Consider the following 22,528-nt stretch of genomic DNA (forward strand, 5'->3'; position numbering starts at 1 on the left):
ATAAAACTTGGTTAAAAGCATTCATGGATTAAAGTATATACGTTGCTATTTTCTACAAACACATTTTAAATTTTAACGATAATTATATGGTTATCTCTGATTTATCACGTAATTTAGCTGAAAATGATGCTGCGATTTAAAAGCCCACTGCTTCCTGTGAAAAATTTTAACCGAATTGAAACCTACTCTATCAAAATAGGATTGGAATGAGATATTTTTACTTTTTTTGTTTCTTCATTATTGCAGTTTTTGAATCAAGCGCCGCCCCTGAAAAATCAGTTAAGTTTATTCGCAATGAAGGGCAATGGGAGGCATCGATACTTTTCAAAGCCGAAATTCCGGGTGGATACTTGTTAGTGAGGCGCACTGGCGTGCAATACGTTTTTTTTGATACCAAGGCCCTTGCTGCACTGCATGCAGGTGGATTAAAGGACGATAAAGGTGCCAGAGTAGCCCCGGGCCCAATTAAGGGCCACGCCTTTGAAATGACTTTTCAGGAGGCAAATGCCTCACCAAAAATTGAAACCGCAGGTAAAAGTCCGACCATCTACAATTATTTTATTGGTAATGACCAAAGCAAGTGGAGAGGGAATGTATCCGCCTATGATGAAGTCTATCTGCAAGATATTTATCCTGATATTGATTTTAAACTCTATAGTTTCGACCAGTCGCTCAAATACGAATACATTGCCAGACCCAAGGCTGATGTATCGAAAATCAGAATGAAATATGTTGGGCTCGATGATTTGAGTATTGTTAATAAAAAACTAAGTTACAAGACCTCTGTTAATACGGTTACCGAATTTGAACCTTATTCTTTTCAGGTAATAGGTGGCAAAACAGTAGATATAAAATCAGGATTCAGATTGAAAAATAATGAAGTGCAGTTTGAATTTCCTGAAAAATATGATGCTTCACAATCGCTTATCATTGACCCTGAATTAGTTTTTTCAACTTATTCTGGTTCAAAATCAGATAACTGGGCACAAACCGCTACTTACGATGCTGAAGGGAATCTGTTTGCGGGAGGCTCGGTTTTCGGTGGCGAATTTCCGGTTACCAATGGGTCATTTCAGGTAAAAGCCGACCCCGGCAGTATGCCCAACAGCATGGAAAATCCGAAAGGCTATGGAATTACGGACGTGGTAATTATGAAATTAGGCGGCAATGGCTCCCAGTTAATTTATGCTACTTATTTAGGCGGCGATGCCTCTGATGTTCCGCATAGTCTGATGGCCAATTCGAAAGGTGAGCTGGTTATTTTTGGTACAACGGCTTCAAGCAATTTTCCGACTACGAGTGCTTCTTATCAGAAAAAACATGCCGGCGGTAGCCTGTTTGGTGTTTTTGGCTCTTTTTCAACGGCAGATGAAGACCCTAATTTTACAGGGATAGGTTTTGAAAGGGGTAGCGATATCTTTGTGACAGTATTGAGCAAAGATGGTAGAAACTTAGTCGGTAGTACCTATATAGGGGGTAAAGCTAACGATGGTTTCAATGATACCCGTGCCTTGATTATTAAAAACTATGGAGACGAGTTTCGTGGTGAAGTGGTAGTTGACAAAGACGATAATATTTACTTTGCCTCCATTACTGCCTCAACCGATTTCCCTTTGGCCAATGCTAGCCAGACTACCAAAAGCGCAGGCTATGATGCAGTAGTTTGCAAACTAAACCCAACCTGCTCACAATTGATATGGAGCACCTATTTAGGAGGCAATAATTTTGATGGGGCATACGGGATAAAAGTGGATAATGCCGGAAAAGTATATGTATGTGGGCAGACATTCAGTTCAAATTTACCAATCACAGGCGAGGTGCATGGAAAAGTCTATTCGGGTAGTGGTGATGGTTTTATTGCCAAATTCAGTGCAACAGGGGCTATCGAGCAAATGACCTATATGGGTACAGACGAAGCCGATGCTAATTTCTTCCTTGAGATTGATAATGAAGATAATGTATATGTCTTCGGCCTTACACAAGGCGATTACCCCGTATCGGCAGGGGTGTATCGCAATGCCAATAGCGGGCAGTTTGTACATTGCTTAGATAAAAATCTGTCTAAAACTATCTTCTCTACTGTAGTAGGCACGAGTAGAGGCAGAGGGCGTATTGATATTGTACCGACGGCCTTTCTGGTAAACGATTGTGGCAATATCTATCTGGCCGGCTGGGGAGGTAAGGTAAACTCTTCTACCTCTAAAAACCTCAATCGTTTTAGTACTACTACAGGCTTGCCAGTCACCCAGGATGCCTATCAGGCTACTACTACGGGTAGCAATTTCTATCTGATGATTCTGGAAAAAAATGCTAAATCATTGTTGTATGCTACCTTCTTCGGCTCGGCTGCTCCAAAAGACCCTACAGGTGAAGTAGGTGACCATGTGGATGGAGGTACCTGTCGATTCGATAAGCATGGCTATATCTACCATAGTGCCTGTGCCTGCTTATCAAGGGGTGAAGACCATATTGCTACTTTCCCGATAAAGAATGCCTATCAGCCACAACACCAGAGCACCAATTGTAATATGGCAGCTTTTAAGTTTGAAATTGATGCCCTGAGAGCCGATTTTGAGATCAAGAACGAGGCTAACCGGGCTGTAACAGAAGTGTGTGCTCCTGCCAAAATCAATTTTTACGACCTGAGCAAAGGTGCCAAGACCTACGAATGGGTGGTAAACGGCAATGTAATTACCCGTACAAAGGATATGTTATTATATAATTTTACAACGCCGGGTACATATACAATTAAACTCAGAATTTTTAACAAAATCACCTGCCGGACAACCGATTCTACCGTAAAGACCTTTTTGGTGAAAGGCTTCGTAGCCAAAGCCAGTGGTGATACGTTGGTATGCCCGAACTCGCCAGTGCAATTGCTGGCAGACGGTGGAGTAAAATATACCTGGTCGCCGTCTACGGGTTTAGATAACGCATCAATTGCCAACCCCATTGCTAAACCTGCCAGTACAACCAAATATACGGTAGCTATTGAAAAAGATGGGTGTACAGTGAATAAAGATGTAACGATTAAAGTGGAAGACAATAAACCGGATTTTCTGGTAAATGGGGGTAAAGAGATATGCAAAGGCCAGAGTGTAGAATTGAAAGCGACCGGATACGGCACTAAATTTACCTGGACTAGCCCCGGTATGCAGGATGCCCAGGGTACGACCATTTCAGTAACTCCGACGAAAACTACTACTTATACAGTTTCCTGCGAATATCCTGACGGTTGTAAACCTACACGGTCAGTAACAGTAAAAATTGATGAATCTTTTCAGCCGGATTTTGATTTCAAAATCACACAGGATTGTGAGAAACCTTATGAATTGACTTTCACTAACAAAACGCAGAATGCTGCGGAATTTAAATGGAGTATGGGTAATGCCGATACGCTCAATAGTATGATTCCGCAGAGTTATCGTTATAACAAGGGCGGTACTTTTCTGGTGACACTCAAAGCCTATAATAAAATAGGTTGCGAATTATCTGTCAGCAAAAGTATTAATGTACCCGAGAATGAGGGGAAAGTGCCGAATGTGATTACACCAAACAACGACGGGAAGAACGATAATTTTGTAACGGGATTCAAAGATGTAGCGATGGAAATTTATAACCGCTATGGAAAACTAATTTACGAATCGAAAGCATACCAGAACGATTGGGGCAAAGATATACCCTCGGGTACCTACTATTATATCTTTAGCACGCCGTCAGGCTCAACATGCAAAGGTTGGGTAACGGTGATTGATTAAATTAAGATTCAAGAAGTATAGAGTATTTAATTGAATTACTAATCTTAACTTTGTATCCCGTAGGGATATAATTTAATCAATTTTTTACTTAAATTTGTAATAAATATTTCTATTTGCTGTTTTTAAAAGTATCCGATTGATAAAATCTTACGATTGACAGTTGTTTATTCTATAAAAGTTTAATCAATTTTATCATCATTTTTTAACATTCTCAACAATGAAAAAACTTATTTCAATTTTTGTAATCTTACTTGTTGCCAACATTTCGTTTGGTCAGAAATTTGAAACCTTTGGCGAAAAAATCAATGCTGATGGCGCTGTGGCTGCTACCGAACTAAGCAAAAAAGCGAAAGAAACTCCTGCTTTCGATAGTAAAGTATCGGGCGTAGTTGAGTCTGTATGCCAGGTAAAAGGCTGCTGGATGAAAGTGAAACTGGAAGACGGCCAGACCATGCGTGTTACTTTTAAAGACTATGGTTTCTTTGTACCGAAAGATATAGCAGGTAAAACAGTGGTATTTGAAGGCAATGCCAAAACCAAAACTACTTCAGTAGACGAGCTTCGCCACTATGCTGAAGACGGAGGTAAAAGCAAAGAAGAAATTGCCAAAATTACAGAGCCTAAAACAGAACTTACCTTTGTAGCCAACGGTGTGTTGGTGCCGAAGAACTAAGGAACTTGATAAAAAATCTGGCCTCTCTGCACAACAGAGAGGCTTTTTTATTTATATTTACACCATACCTAAACTTAACTCATCAATGAAGAAAAGCTACTTGTTAGCCCTCTTACTGGGGGTATCTTCCACCGCATTTGCACAACGCACCCTTATACATTGCGGCACGCTGATAGATGGCATCACCAATACACCTAAATCGCAAATGACGATTGTGGTAGAAAAAAATCGCATCACTGATGTACAGAATGGCTATACTGCCGCTCAGGCTAACGATAAAGTGGTTGATATGAAAACCCGTACCGTAATGCCGGGCTGGATTGATATGCACGTGCATATTGAAAGTGAAACCAGCAAAGACCAATACCTGAAACGCATGAGTGCCAACATGGCTGATGTGGCTTTTGAATCACAAAAATATGCGGCTACTACACTGATGGCTGGTTTTACCACTGTAAGAGATTTAGGCGGTAGTGGGGTAAATATTTCTATCCGCAATGCGATTAATAAAGGGTTGGTGATTGGGCCGAGAATCTTCACGGCTGGCCGTACAATTGCTACTACTGGTGGACACGGTGACCCAACTAATGGTATCAGCAATACTTATACTGTACCTAATTACGTAACCAATGGGGTAGTAGATAGTCCGGAGGAGGGTCGTCAGGCGGTGCGTCAGCGTTATAAAGATGGGTCAGACTGTATCAAGATTACAGCTACCGGCGGAGTATTGAGTATTGCCAAAAATGGTAAAGGTCCGCAGTTTACAGAAGATGAAATCTCGGCGATTGTGTCAACAGCTAAAGATTATGGTTTTCATGTGGCTGCCCACGCACATGGTGCTGAAGGGATGAAGCGTGCCATTAAAGCAGGAGTAACAACGATTGAGCATGCTACTTTTATGGACGACGAGGCCATTGCCCTTTTCAAAAAGCATGGTGCGTATTATGTGCCTACTATCATTGCCGGAAAAACGGTGGGCGATTCAGCAAAAGTACCGGGATATTATCACCCATTGGTAGTTCCCAAAGCCATTGAGACATCCAGACAAATTTCTGAAACTTTTGCCAAAGCTTATAAAGCAGGAGTAAAAGTGGCTTTCGGAACAGATGCCGGGGTATTTATTCATGGCTACAATGCGAAAGAGTTTCAATATATGGTAGAGGGTGGCATGCCAATGATGGAAGCCATTAAATCTGCCACGATTGTGAATGCTGAAATTCTGGGCATGAAATCGGAATTAGGCTCAGTAGAAAAAGGAAAACTAGCTGATATTGTAGCAGTAGAGGGCGACCCATTGAAAGATGCTAAAGCGATGATGAATGTAGCATTGGTGATGAAGGAAGGGAAGATTTATAAGGAGAAATAGGATAATAAGTATTCAATTATATATAAAAACTCGGCCCTATGCCGAGTTTTTTTTGCCTGAAACTGAACATTTACCTTCAATTAAACGACTGCCGGAATTCCAAAGGCGATTGATTGGTTTTGCTTTTGAACATTTTGCTGAATGATTGCGAATGTTCAAAGCCCAAATCATAGGCAATCTCACTGACGGTCAGGTCGGTAGTTGATAGCTTTTCTTTAGCTTTTTCAATCAGTTTTTCGTGTATATGCTGTTGGGTGGTTTGTCCTGTTAATTGTTTGAGTAAGCTGCTCAGATATTTGGTTGAAATGTTCAGTGTATCGGCAATATATTGCACGGTCGGGAGTCCCTCTGAGAGCAAATCTTCATTATTAAAATAGTCGGTTAAAACCTCTTCCAGACGGTCCACGATTTTGCTATTGGTGATTTTACGGGTCATAAACTGGCGTTCATAAAAGCGATGCGCATAGGTGAACAGTAATTCCAGTTGGGCAATGATTACATCCTGACTGAATTTATCCATGTTTGCATTGTATTCCTGTCTGATGTTTTCCACAATGCCATTAATGACGGTTTCTTCTTTCTCCGAAAGAAACAGAGCTTCATTGGCCGAATAATGAAAATACTCGTATTGCTTGATTTTTTTGGCAAGCGGTGTATTCCATAAAAATCAGGATGCAGGAATAAAATCCAACCTGAACGCTCGGCGCCTGTGGGTTGTTCGGGTGCTTTTATTAACTGACTCGGCGCTATGCAAGCCATTACACCTTCGTCAAAATCATAGGATTGTTGTCCGTAAAACATTTTATCAGCCCCTCTTTTGACAGATATAGAATAGAAATCGAACAATACACTTATTCCGGGTGCATCTTTTGTTTTGCTGTAATCGATAATGCTGATTAAGGGATGCGCGGGCTTTGGAAATTCCATATGCCGATGCAATTCGGTAATGGTTTTTACTCTTATGGGCTTTTTATATTCCATGATTGATAAGGTTAATTTTTAAAAGGGTATTTCAGCCATATCATGAGCAATGGCATAATCAGGAATGGAATTTCCATCAATGTCATTGTTATGTTTCCGGCACGTAAGGCTAATGCCATAATGGCAACGATAGACATAGCATTTAGTAAATTGCCAATGAAAAACGTTTTTGGAAACAGAACCAATAGACCTACAACAAACATAAATATACCTAAAAATGGTACAATTGTTTGAGGAATGCCTAAATCTGCCATCATTTTTGCAGATTCAGGATTGTCTTTGATAGTAAATGTGTCCCAGCCGTGTTTGAACGACAGGAAAACAGAGATTAGTAAGAGTGCTAATGAAATTATATTCTTTATCATTTTGGGGTTTGTTTTTATTTTTATTTTTATTGGTTTTTATACATAGTTGACGCACCCATTTTGGCTGCTTGCGAAAGCATAAATTCAGGAGCAAGTCTACTCATGACACGCATAAGTTTGGCTAGGCCGGGATAAATCTCCTCTTTATCGTTTTGCAATCCTTTGATTGCAGCGTCTACAATTTTATCAGGCGCCATCAAGGCGTTTGCACTAAAGCCATCTTCATTCTTGAATTTGTCGTTGAGTGGGGTTGAAGAACCAGGGGCTACCAATTCAATCACTTTAATATCAGTATTTTTTAATTGTACCCTTAGTGCCTTCGTATACGAGCGAAGACCAGATTTACTAGCTCCATAAATGGGCGATATTGGGAATGGCATCAGGGCGATACCAGAGGTCACGTTTAGTATGGCAGCCGATTTCTTTGTTTTCAGATGGGGTAAGAATTGCTGAACCATGCGGATAGGGCCTATCAGGTTAATTTCTATTTCGCGGGTAATGTCTTGCAGGTCGTGGTTTTGGTGCAAACTCAGTTTTCGCATTTCTCCGGCATTATTGATGAGAATATTTAGCTCAGGGAATTGCCTGGTAACCACATCATACAAACTAATAATATCTTCAGCTTTGCTTACATCGCTTTGTATAGTATGTACAGCCGGGAGCTTAGTTTTTACCTCCTGCAATTTTTCAGCATTTCGGCCTGTGATAATTACTGTATTACCTAAAGCAATCAGTTTTGAGGCAAACTCTAAGCCAAAACCTCCGGTACCTCCTGTTATTAAAATCGTATTGTTTTCTAGTTTCATTGTTTTCGTTTTTGTTGGGGCAAAGTTCAGGAGTAATCAGAAAACAGATGTAGCTGAATGTCGCAATGTTGTAGCCGAAAGGGTGAGTGTGGGTTGAAGAAGCGATTTGAAAAGGTTGATATACAAAAACGTTCAATAACTTTTTTAAAAAAATCTACCGATAAATGAATAATTAGGGTAGTTATGGTTTAAATTTACCTACCTATTGGAGTTTTATCCAACGCAACAGCATGCTATGAAAAATGCGGCCTTATATTTTTCTGTTCTTCTGACTATCGTATTTGCCAATAGTTATGCCCAATCTGTTCGTTTGCCTAATCTGAATGATACTTTCAAGGCAGCAGACCTTGCCCGCAAACCTGTGAATGCCGATAGTATTTTTGCAGCTACCAAAGGATTGTTTTACTCGCTTGAATCTAAAACCAGAAATAAAAGAGAAGATACGCTGATAGTGTTGGCAGCCGAACGAATTGCTTATATGTATTATAATAACCGGATAGCGCAGAAGAACCCGGATTCGATGATGCATTATGCAGAGAAACTGCTCAAATATGCTACGAATATCCAGTACAATACCCAGATTTTTAAGGCTTATGATTATATAGGCATTGCCTATACTATTAAAACTGATTATCAGAAAGCATTGGATATCAGTCTGGAAGCATACAAGAAAGCTTCTGATCTGAAAGGGGCCGATTTGATATTGTCGACTTATGCGTTAACCCGTATTGCCAGTAGCTATCAGCTTTTGCGTGATTATGAGAACTCGTTGATTTATCATAAAAAGGCTTTGGAGATTATCGGTATTTGCAGGGCTAATGATATGAAAACGGGCGTTACGCCTGAGAAAGTCAGTAAGTGGGCGTTGAGTTATGCCTATAAATATGATGATATCGGGGTGGTTTATGCCGAGCAAAAGCAGTATGCCGAAGCCTTGAAAAACTATCAGCAAGCGCTTGATTATATTCATGAAGGGAAGTTATCTACTTCTATTGAAATGGTTACATTGATGGAAATCGGGCGTTGCCAGATTCATCTAAACAAGATTGACGAAGGGGTAGCTAATGTCAGGAAAGCACTTAAATATTTTGAGGAAACCAATAATAGATTTTATCCTTTTGCTTGTTATACTTATCTGGCAAAGGCAGCTTATTTAAAAGGTGATTACCCGTTAGCGATTCAGTATGCCGAGAAATCGGAAGAATGGGCGCAGGCGGCAATGGCGATAAAACACGAGGCAGATAATTATGAAGTGAAGTATTTGTCGGCCAAAAAAATGCAAAAATATGATATGGCGCTCAATGCCTATGAGCGATACAATATCATGAATGATTCGATCAGTAATCGTCGGAAGTTGACACAAGTATTGAGTTTGCAAAAGAAAATGGAGACAGAAAGAGCCAGGGCAGAATTTGAACGGCAAGAGCTTTTGCAAAAAGCCATTATTGACTCATCATTACGAGCCAATGAAATATTATTGCTTAAAAACCGGAATGCCGAGGCTGAAAGACTGGCGCTATTTGAGAAGAGCGAACGAGACGAACTGGAAAGGAAGTTTCAGATAGAACAACTGAAAACTTCTTCGGAAAAAACACGATTGGTGCAACAGAGCCGTATCAGGAATTTATCTGATGAAGCTGAAAGAAAGCAGCAAACCCAACAATTTTTATGGATTGGGCTGGGGATGCTTGGTTTGCTACTTTTATCATTGGCCTGGAACTTCAGGAATATTCAGAAACGAAAAAGAGAAACCGAACTGATTAATGAGCAACTGGAACAAAAGGTAAGAGAAAGGACGGCAGAATTGCAGAAATCGTATGATGAAATTAAGGAGGCTATGCAACGTGGACAAACCATTGAGCGGAAACGCATGGCAGCCGATTTGCACGATAATCTGGGTAGTTTGCTTACGGCCATTAATATTTCTCTGGATAATATCAGTCCTGAACATTTGTCGGAAAGGGAGCAGAAGATTTATGCCAATATATTGTCAATGACTGAAAACGCTTATTCAGAAGTAAGGATTCTCTCGCATAACCTGATGCCCGAAGAACTGGAAAAAGAGGGACTGGAAAATGCCCTGAAACGCATGCTTCAGAAAATCAATCATAACCAGCGAATCCATTTCGATTTGGTGATTGATGAATTGACCTATCACAATAAGCATATAGATTTGAATGTCTATTCTATTTGTCTGGAACTGGTGCAGAATATCATCAAGCATTCAAGAGCTACCGGAGCTACTATTTATGTGGCACAAAAAGGGAAAGATTTGCTGTTGGAGGTAACAGACAATGGTCGGGGAATACAGGAAAACCAACAAAAAGGTATTGGCCTGAAAAATATTCAGGGCCGCCTGGAAGCCATAGGAGGGGAACTATTTATTAATTCAGAAATAGACAAAGGCACCAAGTTTACGATTCTGGTGCCTTTGATGCAGAACGAATTGCTGGTTAATAGCCGATAGCTATGCAATTCCAGGTAATGTTATAATCTAGTGCTGAATTATCAGTATTCACGATTTTGGCAGTACAAGAGGTTGTTCCACCCGAAAGATTGCAACCGCTTAATATTAATATTACCCTGTCTAGTTCTCCTGCCGTTCCTGAGGAAGAGGCAATATCAGCCACCATTACATGAGGTGTTGAAGTAAATCCACCATTAAATGCGATGGCTGTTACAGCAGAACCATGCGCTGGTAATATAGCATGAAAGTTAGCTGTCGTAAATTTATATATTCTTAGATTCGAGCTATTACTGGCATTATAGGCTACGCCTTTACCATTATTAACAGTAAGAGTGCCATCAACTGTTGCATTGCTACCCATCGTAACATTTCCATCTAAAGCACTGGTTCCGGTGACATCAAGGTTACGGCCTACTATTGCATCCCGATTAATATATCCGTCGAGATCTACATCAAAATTATTATTTACATATAAACTACCATTGACTTCGGCCTGACCTGTAGTAAAAGTGCCACCATCAAAATAGCTTGAACCAACTACATGAAGCTTACCTCCAGGACTAGTCGTACCAATCCCAACTAAGCCTGAACTTGTAATAGTTAACCTATCTGTATTACCTATAGCCAGATTCCATTTTGAGGTATATCCATCAAAATAATGGTAGGCTCTTGAACTATCATTGACAGAATAGCCATAAAAAGCCTTCCCTGTATTGCTGCTGGCATCAACATACATGCCTTCCAGATTAGTGCCTCCCAGATTACCTCTTACCGTCAGAAAGGTATTGTTGTTGGTCATATTCGCTGTACCAACCCCCACCTGACCGCCATGATGCAGGATGCTACCGTTTACTCCCCATTGATTGCCAAAAGAAGCTGCCTGCCATGAGGAACCATTATGATAATTGAACTGATTAGTGGAAGTGTTGTAAATTAATAAACCTGCTTGAGGAACACTAATAACATCCCGGTTGGCGGTTGTCATGCGTGGGAGTAAAACACCTTTATTGGTACTTCTTATATCCAGAATTGAAGTAGAATGTGGTATTTCATTACCTCCGATAGTGCTGATGACTGTTCCTCCAGGAGTATCAACAACTTTCGTGGTCTGAGCGAAAGCTATAGTAACTGACAAATAAAAAGCAAGGCTCAGATAAAGTTTTGTAGATGTTTTCATGAATATTTTTTTTCTACAAATGTCAGTGCCTGTATTATTCGAGTCAATCACGGTTTGCCGTGATATTTCTTCATAGAAATAACGAGTCGCAAAAGCAGTACAAGTTTATTACCCTTACTTTTGAGACAAGCCTTAAGTTTTGAAACGTTTGCTTAATTACCGATACAGATAATATTCCAGGTAATATTACAAGCTAAGTTATCCGTACCTGTATTTATTATTCTGGCTTTACAACCGGTAGTGGTGCACCCATATATAACTAATTGAAGATAGTAAGGTTGACCTACATCGCAACTAAACGAAACCATGTCTCCTACATACACTTTAGGAGGGTTAGTAAAACTCTCTGAAAATGGGATTGAGAGTTCTCCTGATATAATACCAGGCCCTATTCCCATTAGCTGGGTAAATTGCAGGGTATAATATTTTAGCTGAGAATCTCCACTCGAATTATATAGTATTCCCTTACCATTGTTTACGGTTAGCGTTCCGCTAATTGTAGCGTTTCCATTGACTGTCAGGAAAGTATTTGCATTTGTCATGGTTGAAGTACCAATCCCCACTTTTCCACTATGATAAAGGATACTTCCGTTTACACCCCATTGATTCCCGAATGAAGCTACTTGCCATGATGAACCGCCATAATAGTTGAATTGATTGGTAGAAGTATTATAAACTAATAATCCCGCCAGCGGGGAGCTGATAGCATCCCTGTTAGCTGTGGTCATGCGCGGGAGCAAAATACCTTTGTTAGTACTTCTGATATCTAAAATAGAAGACGAATGTGGAATATCTGCTCCGCCTGCATTACTAATAACTGTTCCACCAGATGATTCGGCAATTTTTACATTTTGAGCAAAAGCGCAGCTTCCTATGAACAAAAATGTGAGAAGAAGGTAAATTTTAGTTGGGGTTTTCATGAGAATAAGGTTATAATGAGTCTTCAAAAACTCTTCAAATTAGTTACCTTCTGCTTGTTTTTATAAATTGGAGTCGACTTTTTATTCTAAGGTACCCAAGCTATAAGCCAAAAGTGAGCTACTTTTAAGCTTTCAACTGACCATATTCTAATATCGATGAGCCTTCTATAGGGGATAAGTATTTGAATTCCTTGTTTTTATATCACTTACACGCTCATACCTTATTTTTAACCGCTCATCAAATAGTATGCATAATACCTTGCTTTGCCAAGTATTATGCACTACATTCGAATTCTTCAAATTCAGTAACTCTAAACAAAATCACCAATTATGATGAGCAATTACGTTTTACAAACAAAAGACCTTTGCTATAACTACGCAAAGGATGTTCAGACACTCTTCGACATCAATCTACAGGTACCCAAAGGAAGCATTTACGGATTTATCGGGCCGAATGGCTCCGGCAAAACAACTACGCTAAGCCTGTTACTTGGATTGATGCGGATGCAAAAAGGCAGCATCAGGATATTTGACAAAGAGTTGAAGGATGACAGAATTAATATTCTGAAAAAAATCGGCGCTTTAATTGAAAATCCGTCTTTTTACGGTCATCTGACGGCCAGAGAAAACCTGGAAGTTTACCGGAATGTATATGGCGTAGACAAAGACAGGATTGAGGAGGTATTACAGTTGGTAGATTTAAGCGATACAGGCAACAAGAAAGCTAGACATTTCTCTCTTGGTATGAAACAAAGGCTGGCTATCGCCTTAGCACTTCTGCCAAATCCTCAATTATTGATTCTGGATGAACCCACCAATGGTCTTGACCCTAATGGCATTATAGAATTACGCGAGCTGATCAAAAAACTGAATCAGGAACTGCATATCACTATTATTATCTCAAGTCATATTCTGGCAGAGGTTGAGAAGATGGTAACGCACCTGGGTATTATTTTTAAAGGAAAGATGCTGTTTCAAGGGACTTTACACGAATTGCATAGCTTTCAACACAATCAGGCCAGATTGAACCTGAATACTTCTGATAATGCAAAAGCGGCAAAGGTTCTACAGGCATTCAGCCCTGAATATACCCATGAGAGTTTTTCTTTAGCTTATAGTGGGATGAAGCAGATAGCAGAGATTAACCGGACATTAATGCACAACGACATTGATGTGTACCTCCTGCAACCTAAAGCAAACAACCTTGAGGAATTATTTATTGATATGACTACCCGACTATCATGAGCCTGGCTATTACCTTTCGTTCTGAATTACTGAAGACCAAACGTACTTCAGCTATTTACCTGACTGTTTTGGGCGCATTGATAGTTCCAGCCATAAAACTGGATGAGTTGCTGACAGTAACCGAGCCTCTGGCAAAAATGTATACTTATCCCTGGGAGTTTTACTATAAAAATGGTCTGCATATAGTGATGGGCTTATTACTACCATTCTATATGATACTTATGACTACTCTGCTGACACAGATTGAATACCGCAACAATACCTGGAAACAGGTATTCAGTTCTCCTCAATCTGAATTTATGGTTTTTCTCGGTAAATTCCTGAGCCTGCAATTGCTGATTGTTTCATTTCTGCTACTGAATGCGGTGTTGTTATTTGTGGTGATATTATTGGTGAATGTGATTGATCCACAGCTTGGTTTAATGAGTCAATCTTTCGACTGGCAACATTTGATTAAAACGCTGGGAAAAACACTTCTTTTAAGTACGACCGTCAGTTCGATACAGTTCTGGATGAGTCTGAGATTCAGGAATTTTATTCTTCCATTGGCCATAGGTATTACCTTATGGTTTGTGGGGCTTATGTTTATATTCGAATATAAGACACTATCAAAAGAATGGTTCCCGTATTCTTACCTGATGATGCTTGTTTTTCCGGACTATGCACATTTGCATGGCACACTATTGCTGAACGCGCTTCTTTTCACAGGTGTGTTTCTGTTAATAGGTTTTTTTGATTTCAAACGCAGAAAAGGGAAAGTGTGAATTAACCCTGACATGGTTATCAACCAAACCTTCTCAAATCTAAAGCGACCAAGCTTGAAGAATTATTTATTGACATGACAACCAACCTCTTATGAACTTAGCTATTACCTTCCGTTCTGAACTACTGAAGACCAAACGTACTTCAGCTTTTTATCTGACTGTTTTCGGCGCATCATTCATTACATTGATGGAGTTACTGGAGATGTTAACCACGAGTGATTCGGTGGCAAGATTATATCCTGACCCCTGGCAGATTTATTTCAGAATCAGTCTGCAAATGATGATTGGGATGATACTTCCCTTGTATATGATACTCATCTGTACCTTATTGGCTCAGATAGAATTCCGGAATAATACCTGGAAGCAGGTATTTGGTTCGCCTCAATCTGAAGTGGCTGTATTTATCAGCAAGTTTCTGAATCTACAATTTCTGATTTTTTCCTTTATACTATTGAATGTGATATTCCTGTTTCTAGGGGCATTTTTGCTTAATAGTATTGATCCGAAGCTTGACCTGTTCCATAAATACCTTGACTGGCAGCATCTTTTAACATTACTATCAAAAACATTTGTCTGTAGTCTGGCTATCAGTTCTATACAATTCTGGATGAGTCTGCGATTCAGGAATTTCATTCTCCCTCTTGCTATAGGTTTTGTCTTGTGGTTTGCCGGCATTATGATGACCTTTGAATATAAGACCATTTCAAAAGAATGGTATCCGTATTCCTACCTGATGATGATTGCTTTTCCCGGTTTTGAAGATAAGCATTCTACTTTAATACTGAATGCGCTTATCTTAACTTTTGGCTTTCTAATAGGAGGTTTTTGGGATTTTAAGCGAAGAAAGGGGAAGGGGTGAGAATTATTGTGGCACGGGTATACTCGTACGAATACGCCCGTGCCACGGTTAAGCGCTTAGTAGCCTATAACATTTACCTCAAAATTGTTTCCTGAATGATTTGCTTATTTCTCTGAGCGCATTAACTGTGGCACGGTTAGGTACTTGGTAGCATATAGTATTTATCTTAAAACTGTTCATTAGCACCTGTTTATTTCTCTGAGCGCATTAACCGTGACACGCGCCTTCTCGGACGAGTATACGCGTGCCACGGTGGATACTATCTTGGCCAAATGTTATCCTTTGTTTCGTTATCAGGGAAGCGGCCGTTGGGGTCTAGAGTGATTTGTTTGATTTTTCGTTTACCGAAGTTCATTTCAGCATCAAATGTACGGCTACCATTAAACCATACTGAAACCGGCCAGGTTACTATTGCCGTGTTAGCATCAATCATCTGGGCATTAGATAGGGTTTTGATTGCCGGGCCTTCTGCTTCAAATTCTACTTTCAATACTACCGGAGAAGGCATTTCTCCTGCCTGATGAACGGTCACAATGGTTTTATCTTTATTGGTTTTTACATCTTTAATTGAGCCATTTACCGAATCGGTGGTAAATAACCAATAGTACCAGAACCAGTCGAGGTTTTGCCCCAAAGCATTGTTCATGAAATACATATAATCCCAGGGTGTGGGGTGTTTGAAACTCCATACTCTGGCATACTCTTTCATAGCTTTTATCACGGCTTCGTCACCCACAATACCACCTAGCATAGAAAGCATCAATGGCGCTTTGCCATAGGTCTGGAAACGGTAGCTCTCTCCGGCATCGTTGGCGCTCCACATCATAGGTGCTTCATCTTCTGCACCGCTTTGTTTGCCATAGCGTTGGCCAAGACCATCCAGTTTATAAGGAACTCCCTTGCTATCAGCTCCCGAAAGAATATTCATATACTGATTAAAGCCTTCATCCATCCAACTGTAGCGGGTTTCATTATTACCTACTACCATTGGCCACCATTGATGAGCAGTCTCATGATCAGCTGCTCCCTGATTTGAATTAATTACCATCGGATACTCCATTCCGGCACTTGGGCCATCCTGCAAAGTCATTTGCGGGAATGGGTAAGGAGTCCATAGCGCAGAGTAAAACTCTAAAGCATGGCGGGTGATTTCTCCTGCTTTGGCAAACAATTTAGCTCTTTCGGGTAGGTAATACATATAGATAGGGATAGGCCCTTTGCCCGGAATAGTCGCTCGTGTAGCTTTCCAGACAAATTTTCCGGCAGTAGCCCAGGCAAAATCGTTTACCTTATCAGCTACAAAATGCCAGGTCAATTTATCACCCGGTGCAGTGGCTTTGCCTGCTTCGTCTTCGCTTACAATGGTTACTTCTTCGTTACTGTCCAAAACGGTTGTCAGACGTTTTCTGGTTGTTTCGTTCAATACCTGCTCAGGGTTTTGTAGTACACCAGTACCACTCACAATCCAGCCACCTGGTACGGTAATTTTTACGTCAAACTTACCGAAGTTATTATAAAACTCTGCTGGCCCAAGATATGGACTGGTTTCCCAACCCCATAAATCATCATATTTAGCCAGACGCGGAAACCATTGGGTAGGCTGAAAAAGTTTATCATCAAAACGTTGGGTCATGCGATGTCCTACTCCGGTTGCTCCACCCGGTAGCTTGGTATGCCAGGCTATTTCTACTTCAGCCGTACCTCCGGCCTTGATAGGCTCAGGAAGGGTTATATTGGCAATTGTCCGGTTCAATCCTCTCATGGATCTTTGGGCAATCTCTGTTCCGGCTACCTTAATGGCTGTTACTACCATTCCTTCGGTAGTTTCTGCAGGCGTTGAAAAACCACGAGGCACATCAGCACGGAAGATATTGTGATCGAGGCGGAGCACAATCGTTTTCAGTTCATCTTTGCTATTGTTATGCACCAGTATTTTTTCAGTACCGGTAATGACTTGTGTAGCAGGGTCAATACTTGCCTGAATGGTATAGTCGGCTTCCAGTTGCCAGTAATTCGGGCCGGGTTTACCAGTAAAATCTCTCGTACCTGCAGCAAAAGCCTTACGAATGGCATTAGTCATAGGTACGTCTTGACGGATACTACGCCTGGTAGTTTCGATGGATGTTCGCTGAGGAATAGTTTGCTGGGCAAAAAGAGATGAGGTCGTTAATAATAGAACGGCTGATAGGGCTCGCATGAGTTTGTTGAGGTTTATGAGACCCTAAATAAAGAAAATAATGGGAAAGAGGCAAGTTAAAAGTGATGAAGCTCACCCACTTACCTGATTAACATTTTTTAACTAGCCCGATTTTTTATTTCTGGAATATATATACAAGTTTGTAGCTAGTAAAGAATTGATAGAGAGGTTAAACTTTTAATCTGCATAACTATATGTTTAAATATATTTTAATTCTTCTTTCAAATACGCTTCTGTTTGTCAGTGCTTCCGGACAGACTATAATCAAAGGTAATTTCCAATCTTTTCCGTCAACTGACTACAGAATAGTTTTTAATCAAACTGGTAAGAATGATTTTCAGGGGGAAATTCTGGCTACCGGAAAGACCAATGCCAATGGCGAGCTTTCTGCCTCATTTCAATTAAATGCTGAACAACCTATCCTGCTTTTTATTTCAAATCAGTTTCTAAGACTTTGGGCCATACCTGATGCAACTTTAATTATAGAGGAAACCCATAAGAAAGAATTTCTTTTCTCGGGACCTACAGCAAAACAGAATAATTTTTTATATCAGTCAGGAATTATGAGATCCATGGGGGTTTCTCCGACTGTAACGGCAGACAGCTTTGCTCCTTTAAAACAACTGGAACACCTGGATAATATTGAACAGAAAAGATGGGAATTATATAAGACGAGCTTTGGCAAAAATGAAGCTTCGAAAGCGTTTTCTGACTATTGTAAAGGAGAAATATCGCATTTTTCGAATTTTAATAAAAACCAGTATATCTTACAGAACATATTCGGACAAAGAAAAATCAAGCAGGAAGACATTCCCTCAGGTTATTATGATTTCTGGAATAAATTTGAGCTTTTAGATGATAATTGTTTAAGTGATTTTTATAGAAATGCTATCGTTGATTATATTGGTTATACTGCGACTAAACGGCTACATCTTTTTAATGACTACTCTGATAGAGAAAAGTATAGTAAAACAGAGTTTGAAATTTTAGACTCATTACTGGCTGATAGTCCTTTGACAAAGAGAAAATAAAAGGCGACCAACTGATTTTTCTGATAAATTATTTTGACTTACCCCAATTAGTTGAATCGCAATTTAAGAGTTATAAGAAAGAATTTCCGAATTCTAAGTATATCAGCGTCATTCAAAAGAAATGGGATAAGAAAAATAAAAATACGCTTTCAATGCCTGAATTTGTTTTGAAAGATGATTCAGGTAGACCATTCGATATTAAGTCTATCAGAGGCAAGGTTGTTTATATAGATTTTTGGGGAAGTTGGTGTAAGGCCTGTATAGCTCAAATGCCAAACTCACTTATACTACAACAAAAATACAAAGACAAAGATGTGGCATTTCTTTTTATTGACTTTTACGATACAAAAGACAAATGGCTGAAAGCCATTAAAGATAAAAAAATAACAGGGTTACATATAAAGGCTGAAAAAGAAGATGAAAAATACTTCGACGAAAAATTTGGAGTAGATCAGGGGTTTCCACGATATGCGCTACTCGACAAAAACGGAGTTCTGATAACAAGCTCTGCCCCTCATCCAAATGATAAAGCCGTTGTGACTTTAATTGATAAGTATCTGAATGAGAAATAAAATCCTGTTTAGTTATCAAAGTATTGTAAAATCGTAGGCCGACAGTTCCACCTTATTCCGACAAAGAGAGTCCGGGAAAGCTTGGCAAAGCTTTATTAAAATTCTTATATTTGAATCAATAAGTGATTTTGCCTAATCTCTCAAGTAATGACTAAAATCCTGACCACTCTTGCATTATTTGCCTTGCTACTTCATTCGGTTTCTGCTCAGAAAGTCACTTATACTTTCGATTATCAGATTGATATGAAAGAAAGCAGGATATATACAGACTCGGTTCAATTTCCCAATGAACGATATATTAAAAGCACCTGGCTTAATAGTAAAGATCGGAACTATGTAGCCATGCTGCGCCATGACAAAGATTCAAGCCAAAGCAGACTGATTATATATGATTTTAATGCTTTAGAAATGTACGTTACATATCCTCATAGGCCTTGGAGAGCCATAGAAGTAAAGCCAATGGAAACCATGGGTTTAAACCTTGCTCAAGTAGAAACTCCTCTTTATTTCCGTCCTAACCTTGGCAGAAGAAAGAAAATTGATGGATATTCATGTAGAAAGATATGGGAGAAGAACCCGAGTTATTCTGATGAACTCTGGTTTACCAAAGATATTCCTGATGCGCCGGAACATTCTTTTCATGCTATTTATATGTTTGCTCTACACCAACCTAAGTATAGTGGCGTGGCTGTTGATTATCGTATGGATGATAAGCTATCTCGTTCACAAAAACACTTGATTGCCGCACAAAAAAGCATCAGGAAAGTTGTATTGGAGAATAATGTACTAATTGAACTTGAGGGTGATTTAAAAACTATAAAATAATATCAAACCAATTCCTCCTTCCTTTCCGGTTTTCCAATAGGTTTATAATTCAAATCATATATCTGCTGACTGTATTCGGCTGGAAGAAGAATAGTCTTTACCAGACCATCTAACCTGAGTTTTCGGGCTAATAAATACAGATCCAGTAATATTTTTCCTTTCGTTGAGGTACCAAATTTCAATAGTTCAGCTACTCTGGTTGGAACAACTAATTTCTGGCATTCTAATAAAATAAGGTAACGAGTTAAACCCAGGTGTTTTTTGTATTGCTGGTATAGGTCGGCCGTATAACGGCCATTCAGTAAATCTTCTTGCAGATGCACCTGGCGGTCATATTGCCAGCTTGCATAATCTTCAGGCAAATCTTTCAGTCCCATTCTTAAGCCTACCCGATTGAAAACGTTGAAAACCTCTGCTTTTTCTTCCTCACTCATTTTCCTTTCGAGCAATTCATAGGCGACAATGGCATAATCAATCAGCATGTATAACACATCCCGATAAGCCCAGTCAGGAATACGCGCACCACGGCTTTGCTCAACTCCCTGGTGGATACTATTGATTTTGTCAATGGCTTTGAAAGCAGTTTCGGTATCTGAAAAAACAATCCACTGGGCGTAGCGGACAGTTGAAAAAAGCCGACCTAGTGGATCAGAGGGTATCTTTCCGGTAAAATATAGCCAGTCTACTGCTTTGTTCAGTGCAAATTCTGCAGCCGATCCGGCAAAGATGAATAAAATCACATCTGAATTGCCCCATATCTTTCTCACTATTGAATTTTTGTCAACAAAATCGTTCATATCAATCTTATTTAGATACCTTGTTTTTGTGAAAATTTTACCCGTGGATATTCTACCAGAAGTATCGTCAGAAAGCCTAAAGTATAGGCCAGCATATCAACCCATGAGAAACCTGTGCCCAGGGCAACGGCTACAATTCTATATTTCTCCCAACCCATATAATATACAAAGTGGAAATATTGTAATGTTTCAATCAGATAGGCGAACAGGAGTGTGGCAGTAGCTGCTTTCAGGAAATGAGTATTCCAGAAAGTAAAAACCGCACAATAAACCAGAAACACCACCAGATAATCTCCGAAAATTGGCCTGAAGAAAGAATCATGTACATAGAGCGCAATCAATACTTCTATAATAAAGAAAGTAACCGCAAGTAAGCCATATCTAGGTCTGAAGATAAACATTAATATAGTATTAAAAGTACTTTGTATTGCAAAGTTAATTGATGATTTTAAAATAGCAAACAGATTGACTTAATATTTTTGATGTAAAATGATTTAATGATGGCAGGAGGAAACGCCAAGTAGGGGTTCAAAATTTTGAACCCCTACTGTCTCGTATTTTTTATATATTTCTGCAAAATAACCCGATAAATGAATATCAGAATCCTTCCAGATTTCTTTTACGAATGGCTTCTTCGGTAGCAGGCAAAAGCGATTCTAAACCCATTCTTACGGCTTCTGCTTGCACTTCTTCAATAAAAGGGCGAAAACTTTTATTATAATCCTGAAATGCACGTTCAAAATCTCCATTGTGTTTTTGAAAAGCATCAGCTAATGCGGCGGCGCCATCAATAGCCAATGAACCACCCTTTCCTGCGGCAGGAGAAGCACAATAGCCAGCATCGCCAACTAAAGCTACTCTTCCTTTAGTCCATGATGGCATTTTTATCTGGCACAATTTATCGAAATAAAAGGTCTTTGAATGCATTGCTTCCTCCAGTAATTCAGCGGTTCGCCAGCCCTCTCCGGTAAATTGCTCCAGAATAATCTTTCTTTGTTGTTCCTCATTCCGATAGTCATAAGGAATTTCTTTTTCTGAACGGAAGCAAAAAATGATGTCGGTCTTGCCATTGTAGGCATTCAGCATAATGCCCTTGTTGGGTACATTATAGAATTGCGTGGTATTCTCCCTAATCAGCAATTTGTTGACAATAGTGATAGAGAAGTACTGTCCCAGAAAATGTGAATATTCCGCTTCGTGACCAAACCAGATTCTTCTTACTGCTGAATGGATGCCGTCGCACCCGAACACCAAATCAAAAGCTTGTTTTGAACCGTCTTTAAAGGTAACTTCGATACTATCTTTTGTTTCGTCTAAGGCTTTGATACTATTGTTGAACATGAATTCAGTATCATGTTGCACGGTTTCAAATAACATATTGAGCAATACATCTCTTTCAATCTCAAAGGAATCGTCCGGCAATTCATCTCCAGCTTCTCTTAATACTGTTATTCCTTCGGTTATATCGTCTGCATTTTTAAATTCCAGCATTTCCATGCTTATTCTATTGGCTTTTATTGACTCAAAAAGCCCCATCCGCTTCACGGTGCCAACGGTATCCTGCTCTATATTTACAGGCGTTCCGCCTCTTTTAAGGCCGTTCCCAATTTCTACAATTGTTACTTGATAGCCTAGTTTATTCATCCAATAGGCCGTGGATAGTCCGGCGAAACTTGCCCCTGATATGAGTACTTTTTTATCTTTTAATGATTTCATTTTTTTACG

Annotated in this window: 18 protein-coding genes and 1 pseudogene; 10 read left to right on the forward strand and 9 right to left on the reverse strand. The window is 39.7% G+C overall.

The genetic code is table 11. From position 1 onward, the window contains the following. Positions 1 to 206: 206 nt before the first annotated feature. The 3 genes from D0T08_RS08840 (at position 207) to D0T08_RS08850 (ending at position 5,797) form a co-directional block, all read left to right on the forward strand. Positions 207 to 3,758: a gliding motility-associated C-terminal domain-containing protein gene (locus D0T08_RS08840; RefSeq protein ID WP_116982259.1), complete on the forward strand. Its 3,552-nt coding sequence runs from the start codon at positions 207 to 209 to the stop codon at positions 3,756 to 3,758. Between the two features lie 217 nt (positions 3,759 to 3,975). Beyond that, positions 3,976 to 4,431: a DUF4920 domain-containing protein gene (locus D0T08_RS08845; RefSeq protein ID WP_116982260.1), complete on the forward strand. Its 456-nt coding sequence runs from the start codon at positions 3,976 to 3,978 to the stop codon at positions 4,429 to 4,431. 85 nt (positions 4,432 to 4,516) lie between these two features. Continuing rightward, positions 4,517 to 5,797 (forward strand): amidohydrolase family protein, encoded by a 1,281-nt coding sequence (locus D0T08_RS08850; protein WP_116982261.1) that lies wholly within the window; start codon positions 4,517 to 4,519, stop codon positions 5,795 to 5,797. Between the two features lie 76 nt (positions 5,798 to 5,873). Here the strand turns inward: D0T08_RS08850 and D0T08_RS08855 are convergent. The 3 genes and pseudogenes from D0T08_RS08855 to D0T08_RS08865 all read right to left on the reverse strand — a co-directional run bounded on the left by D0T08_RS08855 (position 5,874) and on the right by D0T08_RS08865 (position 7,949). Next, positions 5,874 to 6,778, reverse strand: a pseudogene (locus tag D0T08_RS08855) (helix-turn-helix domain-containing protein). An 11-nt stretch (positions 6,779 to 6,789) separates the two neighbouring features. Beyond that, positions 6,790 to 7,143, reverse strand: a complete 354-nt coding sequence (locus tag D0T08_RS08860) for a hypothetical protein (protein ID WP_116982262.1) — start codon at positions 7,141 to 7,143, stop codon at positions 6,790 to 6,792. 26 nt (positions 7,144 to 7,169) lie between these two features. Further along, positions 7,170 to 7,949: an SDR family oxidoreductase gene (locus D0T08_RS08865; protein ID WP_116982263.1), complete on the reverse strand. Its 780-nt coding sequence runs from the start codon at positions 7,947 to 7,949 to the stop codon at positions 7,170 to 7,172. 235 nt (positions 7,950 to 8,184) lie between these two features. On the opposite strand from D0T08_RS08865, the gene D0T08_RS08870 reads away from it, so the two are divergent. Beyond that, positions 8,185 to 10,416 (forward strand): sensor histidine kinase, encoded by a 2,232-nt coding sequence (locus tag D0T08_RS08870; protein ID WP_116982264.1) that lies wholly within the window; start codon positions 8,185 to 8,187, stop codon positions 10,414 to 10,416. Here D0T08_RS08870 and D0T08_RS08875 read toward each other — a convergent pair. Both D0T08_RS08875 and D0T08_RS08880 read right to left on the reverse strand, forming a co-directional pair. Further along, a complete protein-coding gene (locus tag D0T08_RS08875) occupies positions 10,403 to 11,593 on the reverse strand; it encodes a hypothetical protein (RefSeq protein ID WP_116982265.1) in 1,191 nt (396 codons plus the stop codon). The two genes, D0T08_RS08870 and D0T08_RS08875, sit on opposite strands and share 14 nt — an antisense overlap. Positions 11,594 to 11,745: 152 nt before the next feature. Further along, the gene (locus tag D0T08_RS08880) at positions 11,746 to 12,513 is read right to left on the reverse strand and encodes an H-type lectin domain-containing protein (RefSeq protein ID WP_116982266.1); all 768 of its coding nucleotides are present in this window, start codon (positions 12,511 to 12,513) and stop codon (positions 11,746 to 11,748) included. 330 nt (positions 12,514 to 12,843) lie between these two features. Between D0T08_RS08880 and D0T08_RS08885 the strand changes: the two genes are divergently transcribed. From D0T08_RS08885 to D0T08_RS08895, 3 genes are all read left to right on the forward strand, one after another. After that, positions 12,844 to 13,758 (forward strand): ABC transporter ATP-binding protein, encoded by a 915-nt coding sequence (locus D0T08_RS08885; protein ID WP_116982267.1) that lies wholly within the window; start codon positions 12,844 to 12,846, stop codon positions 13,756 to 13,758. After that, positions 13,755 to 14,522: an ABC transporter permease gene (locus D0T08_RS08890; RefSeq protein ID WP_116982268.1), complete on the forward strand. Its 768-nt coding sequence runs from the start codon at positions 13,755 to 13,757 to the stop codon at positions 14,520 to 14,522. Before D0T08_RS08885 ends, D0T08_RS08890 begins: the two co-directional genes overlap by 4 nt. A 91-nt stretch (positions 14,523 to 14,613) precedes the next feature. Next, positions 14,614 to 15,381: an ABC transporter permease gene (locus tag D0T08_RS08895; protein WP_116982269.1), complete on the forward strand. Its 768-nt coding sequence runs from the start codon at positions 14,614 to 14,616 to the stop codon at positions 15,379 to 15,381. Positions 15,382 to 15,640: 259 nt separating this feature from the next. Here D0T08_RS08895 and D0T08_RS08900 read toward each other — a convergent pair whose 3' ends face one another. Continuing rightward, on the reverse strand, positions 15,641 to 17,578 hold the full coding sequence (locus tag D0T08_RS08900; protein WP_116982270.1) for a M1 family metallopeptidase: 1,938 nt from the start codon (positions 17,576 to 17,578) through the stop codon (positions 15,641 to 15,643). Between the two features lie 194 nt (positions 17,579 to 17,772). Between D0T08_RS08900 and D0T08_RS08905 the strand changes: the two genes are divergently transcribed. The 3 genes from D0T08_RS08905 to D0T08_RS08915 all read left to right on the forward strand — a co-directional run bounded on the left by D0T08_RS08905 (position 17,773) and on the right by D0T08_RS08915 (position 20,006). Continuing rightward, a complete protein-coding gene (locus D0T08_RS08905) occupies positions 17,773 to 18,609 on the forward strand; it encodes a hypothetical protein (RefSeq protein ID WP_116982271.1) in 837 nt (278 codons plus the stop codon). 152 nt (positions 18,610 to 18,761) lie between these two features. After that, entirely contained in the window at positions 18,762 to 19,181 is a 420-nt protein-coding gene (locus tag D0T08_RS08910; protein ID WP_116982272.1) for a TlpA disulfide reductase family protein, read from the forward strand. Positions 19,182 to 19,328: 147 nt separating this feature from the next. Next, entirely contained in the window at positions 19,329 to 20,006 is a 678-nt protein-coding gene (locus tag D0T08_RS08915) for a hypothetical protein (RefSeq protein ID WP_116982273.1), read from the forward strand. Between the two features lie 2 nt (positions 20,007 to 20,008). Here D0T08_RS08915 and D0T08_RS08920 read toward each other — a convergent pair whose 3' ends face one another. From D0T08_RS08920 to D0T08_RS08930, 3 genes are all read right to left on the reverse strand, one after another. Beyond that, on the reverse strand, positions 20,009 to 20,803 hold the full coding sequence (locus D0T08_RS08920; RefSeq protein ID WP_116982274.1) for an oxygenase MpaB family protein: 795 nt from the start codon (positions 20,801 to 20,803) through the stop codon (positions 20,009 to 20,011). Between the two features lie 11 nt (positions 20,804 to 20,814). Continuing rightward, on the reverse strand, positions 20,815 to 21,204 hold the full coding sequence (locus D0T08_RS08925) for a DUF2809 domain-containing protein (protein ID WP_116982275.1): 390 nt from the start codon (positions 21,202 to 21,204) through the stop codon (positions 20,815 to 20,817). A 196-nt stretch (positions 21,205 to 21,400) separates the two neighbouring features. Then, positions 21,401 to 22,519 (reverse strand): FAD-dependent monooxygenase, encoded by a 1,119-nt coding sequence (locus tag D0T08_RS08930; protein WP_116982276.1) that lies wholly within the window; start codon positions 22,517 to 22,519, stop codon positions 21,401 to 21,403. Between the last annotated feature and the right edge of the window lie 9 nt (positions 22,520 to 22,528).

Source organism: Emticicia sp. C21, from assembly GCF_003418935.1.
Classification (GTDB): Bacteria; Bacteroidota; Bacteroidia; order Cytophagales; family Spirosomataceae; genus Emticicia.

Bases quoted from the DNA above. Each gene is read 5' to 3' on its own strand.
- D0T08_RS08840 (WP_116982259.1), top strand. From the start codon at position 207: ATGAGATATTTTTACTTTTTTTGTTTCTTCATTATTGCAGTTTTTGAA.
- D0T08_RS08845 (WP_116982260.1), top strand. From the start codon at position 3,976: ATGAAAAAACTTATTTCAATTTTTGTAATCTTACTTGTTGCCAACATT.
- D0T08_RS08850 (WP_116982261.1), top strand. From the start codon at position 4,517: ATGAAGAAAAGCTACTTGTTAGCCCTCTTACTGGGGGTATCTTCCACC.
- D0T08_RS08860 (WP_116982262.1), bottom strand. From the start codon at position 7,143: ATGATAAAGAATATAATTTCATTAGCACTCTTACTAATCTCTGTTTTC.
- D0T08_RS08865 (WP_116982263.1), bottom strand. From the start codon at position 7,949: ATGAAACTAGAAAACAATACGATTTTAATAACAGGAGGTACCGGAGGT.
- D0T08_RS08870 (WP_116982264.1), top strand. From the start codon at position 8,185: ATGAAAAATGCGGCCTTATATTTTTCTGTTCTTCTGACTATCGTATTT.
- D0T08_RS08875 (WP_116982265.1), bottom strand. From the start codon at position 11,593: ATGAAAACATCTACAAAACTTTATCTGAGCCTTGCTTTTTATTTGTCA.
- D0T08_RS08880 (WP_116982266.1), bottom strand. From the start codon at position 12,513: ATGAAAACCCCAACTAAAATTTACCTTCTTCTCACATTTTTGTTCATA.
- D0T08_RS08885 (WP_116982267.1), top strand. From the start codon at position 12,844: ATGATGAGCAATTACGTTTTACAAACAAAAGACCTTTGCTATAACTAC.
- D0T08_RS08890 (WP_116982268.1), top strand. From the start codon at position 13,755: ATGAGCCTGGCTATTACCTTTCGTTCTGAATTACTGAAGACCAAACGT.
- D0T08_RS08895 (WP_116982269.1), top strand. From the start codon at position 14,614: ATGAACTTAGCTATTACCTTCCGTTCTGAACTACTGAAGACCAAACGT.
- D0T08_RS08900 (WP_116982270.1), bottom strand. From the start codon at position 17,578: ATGCGAGCCCTATCAGCCGTTCTATTATTAACGACCTCATCTCTTTTT.
- D0T08_RS08905 (WP_116982271.1), top strand. From the start codon at position 17,773: ATGTTTAAATATATTTTAATTCTTCTTTCAAATACGCTTCTGTTTGTC.
- D0T08_RS08910 (WP_116982272.1), top strand. From the start codon at position 18,762: ATGCCTGAATTTGTTTTGAAAGATGATTCAGGTAGACCATTCGATATT.
- D0T08_RS08915 (WP_116982273.1), top strand. From the start codon at position 19,329: ATGACTAAAATCCTGACCACTCTTGCATTATTTGCCTTGCTACTTCAT.
- D0T08_RS08920 (WP_116982274.1), bottom strand. From the start codon at position 20,803: ATGAACGATTTTGTTGACAAAAATTCAATAGTGAGAAAGATATGGGGC.
- D0T08_RS08925 (WP_116982275.1), bottom strand. From the start codon at position 21,204: ATGTTTATCTTCAGACCTAGATATGGCTTACTTGCGGTTACTTTCTTT.
- D0T08_RS08930 (WP_116982276.1), bottom strand. From the start codon at position 22,519: ATGAAATCATTAAAAGATAAAAAAGTACTCATATCAGGGGCAAGTTTC.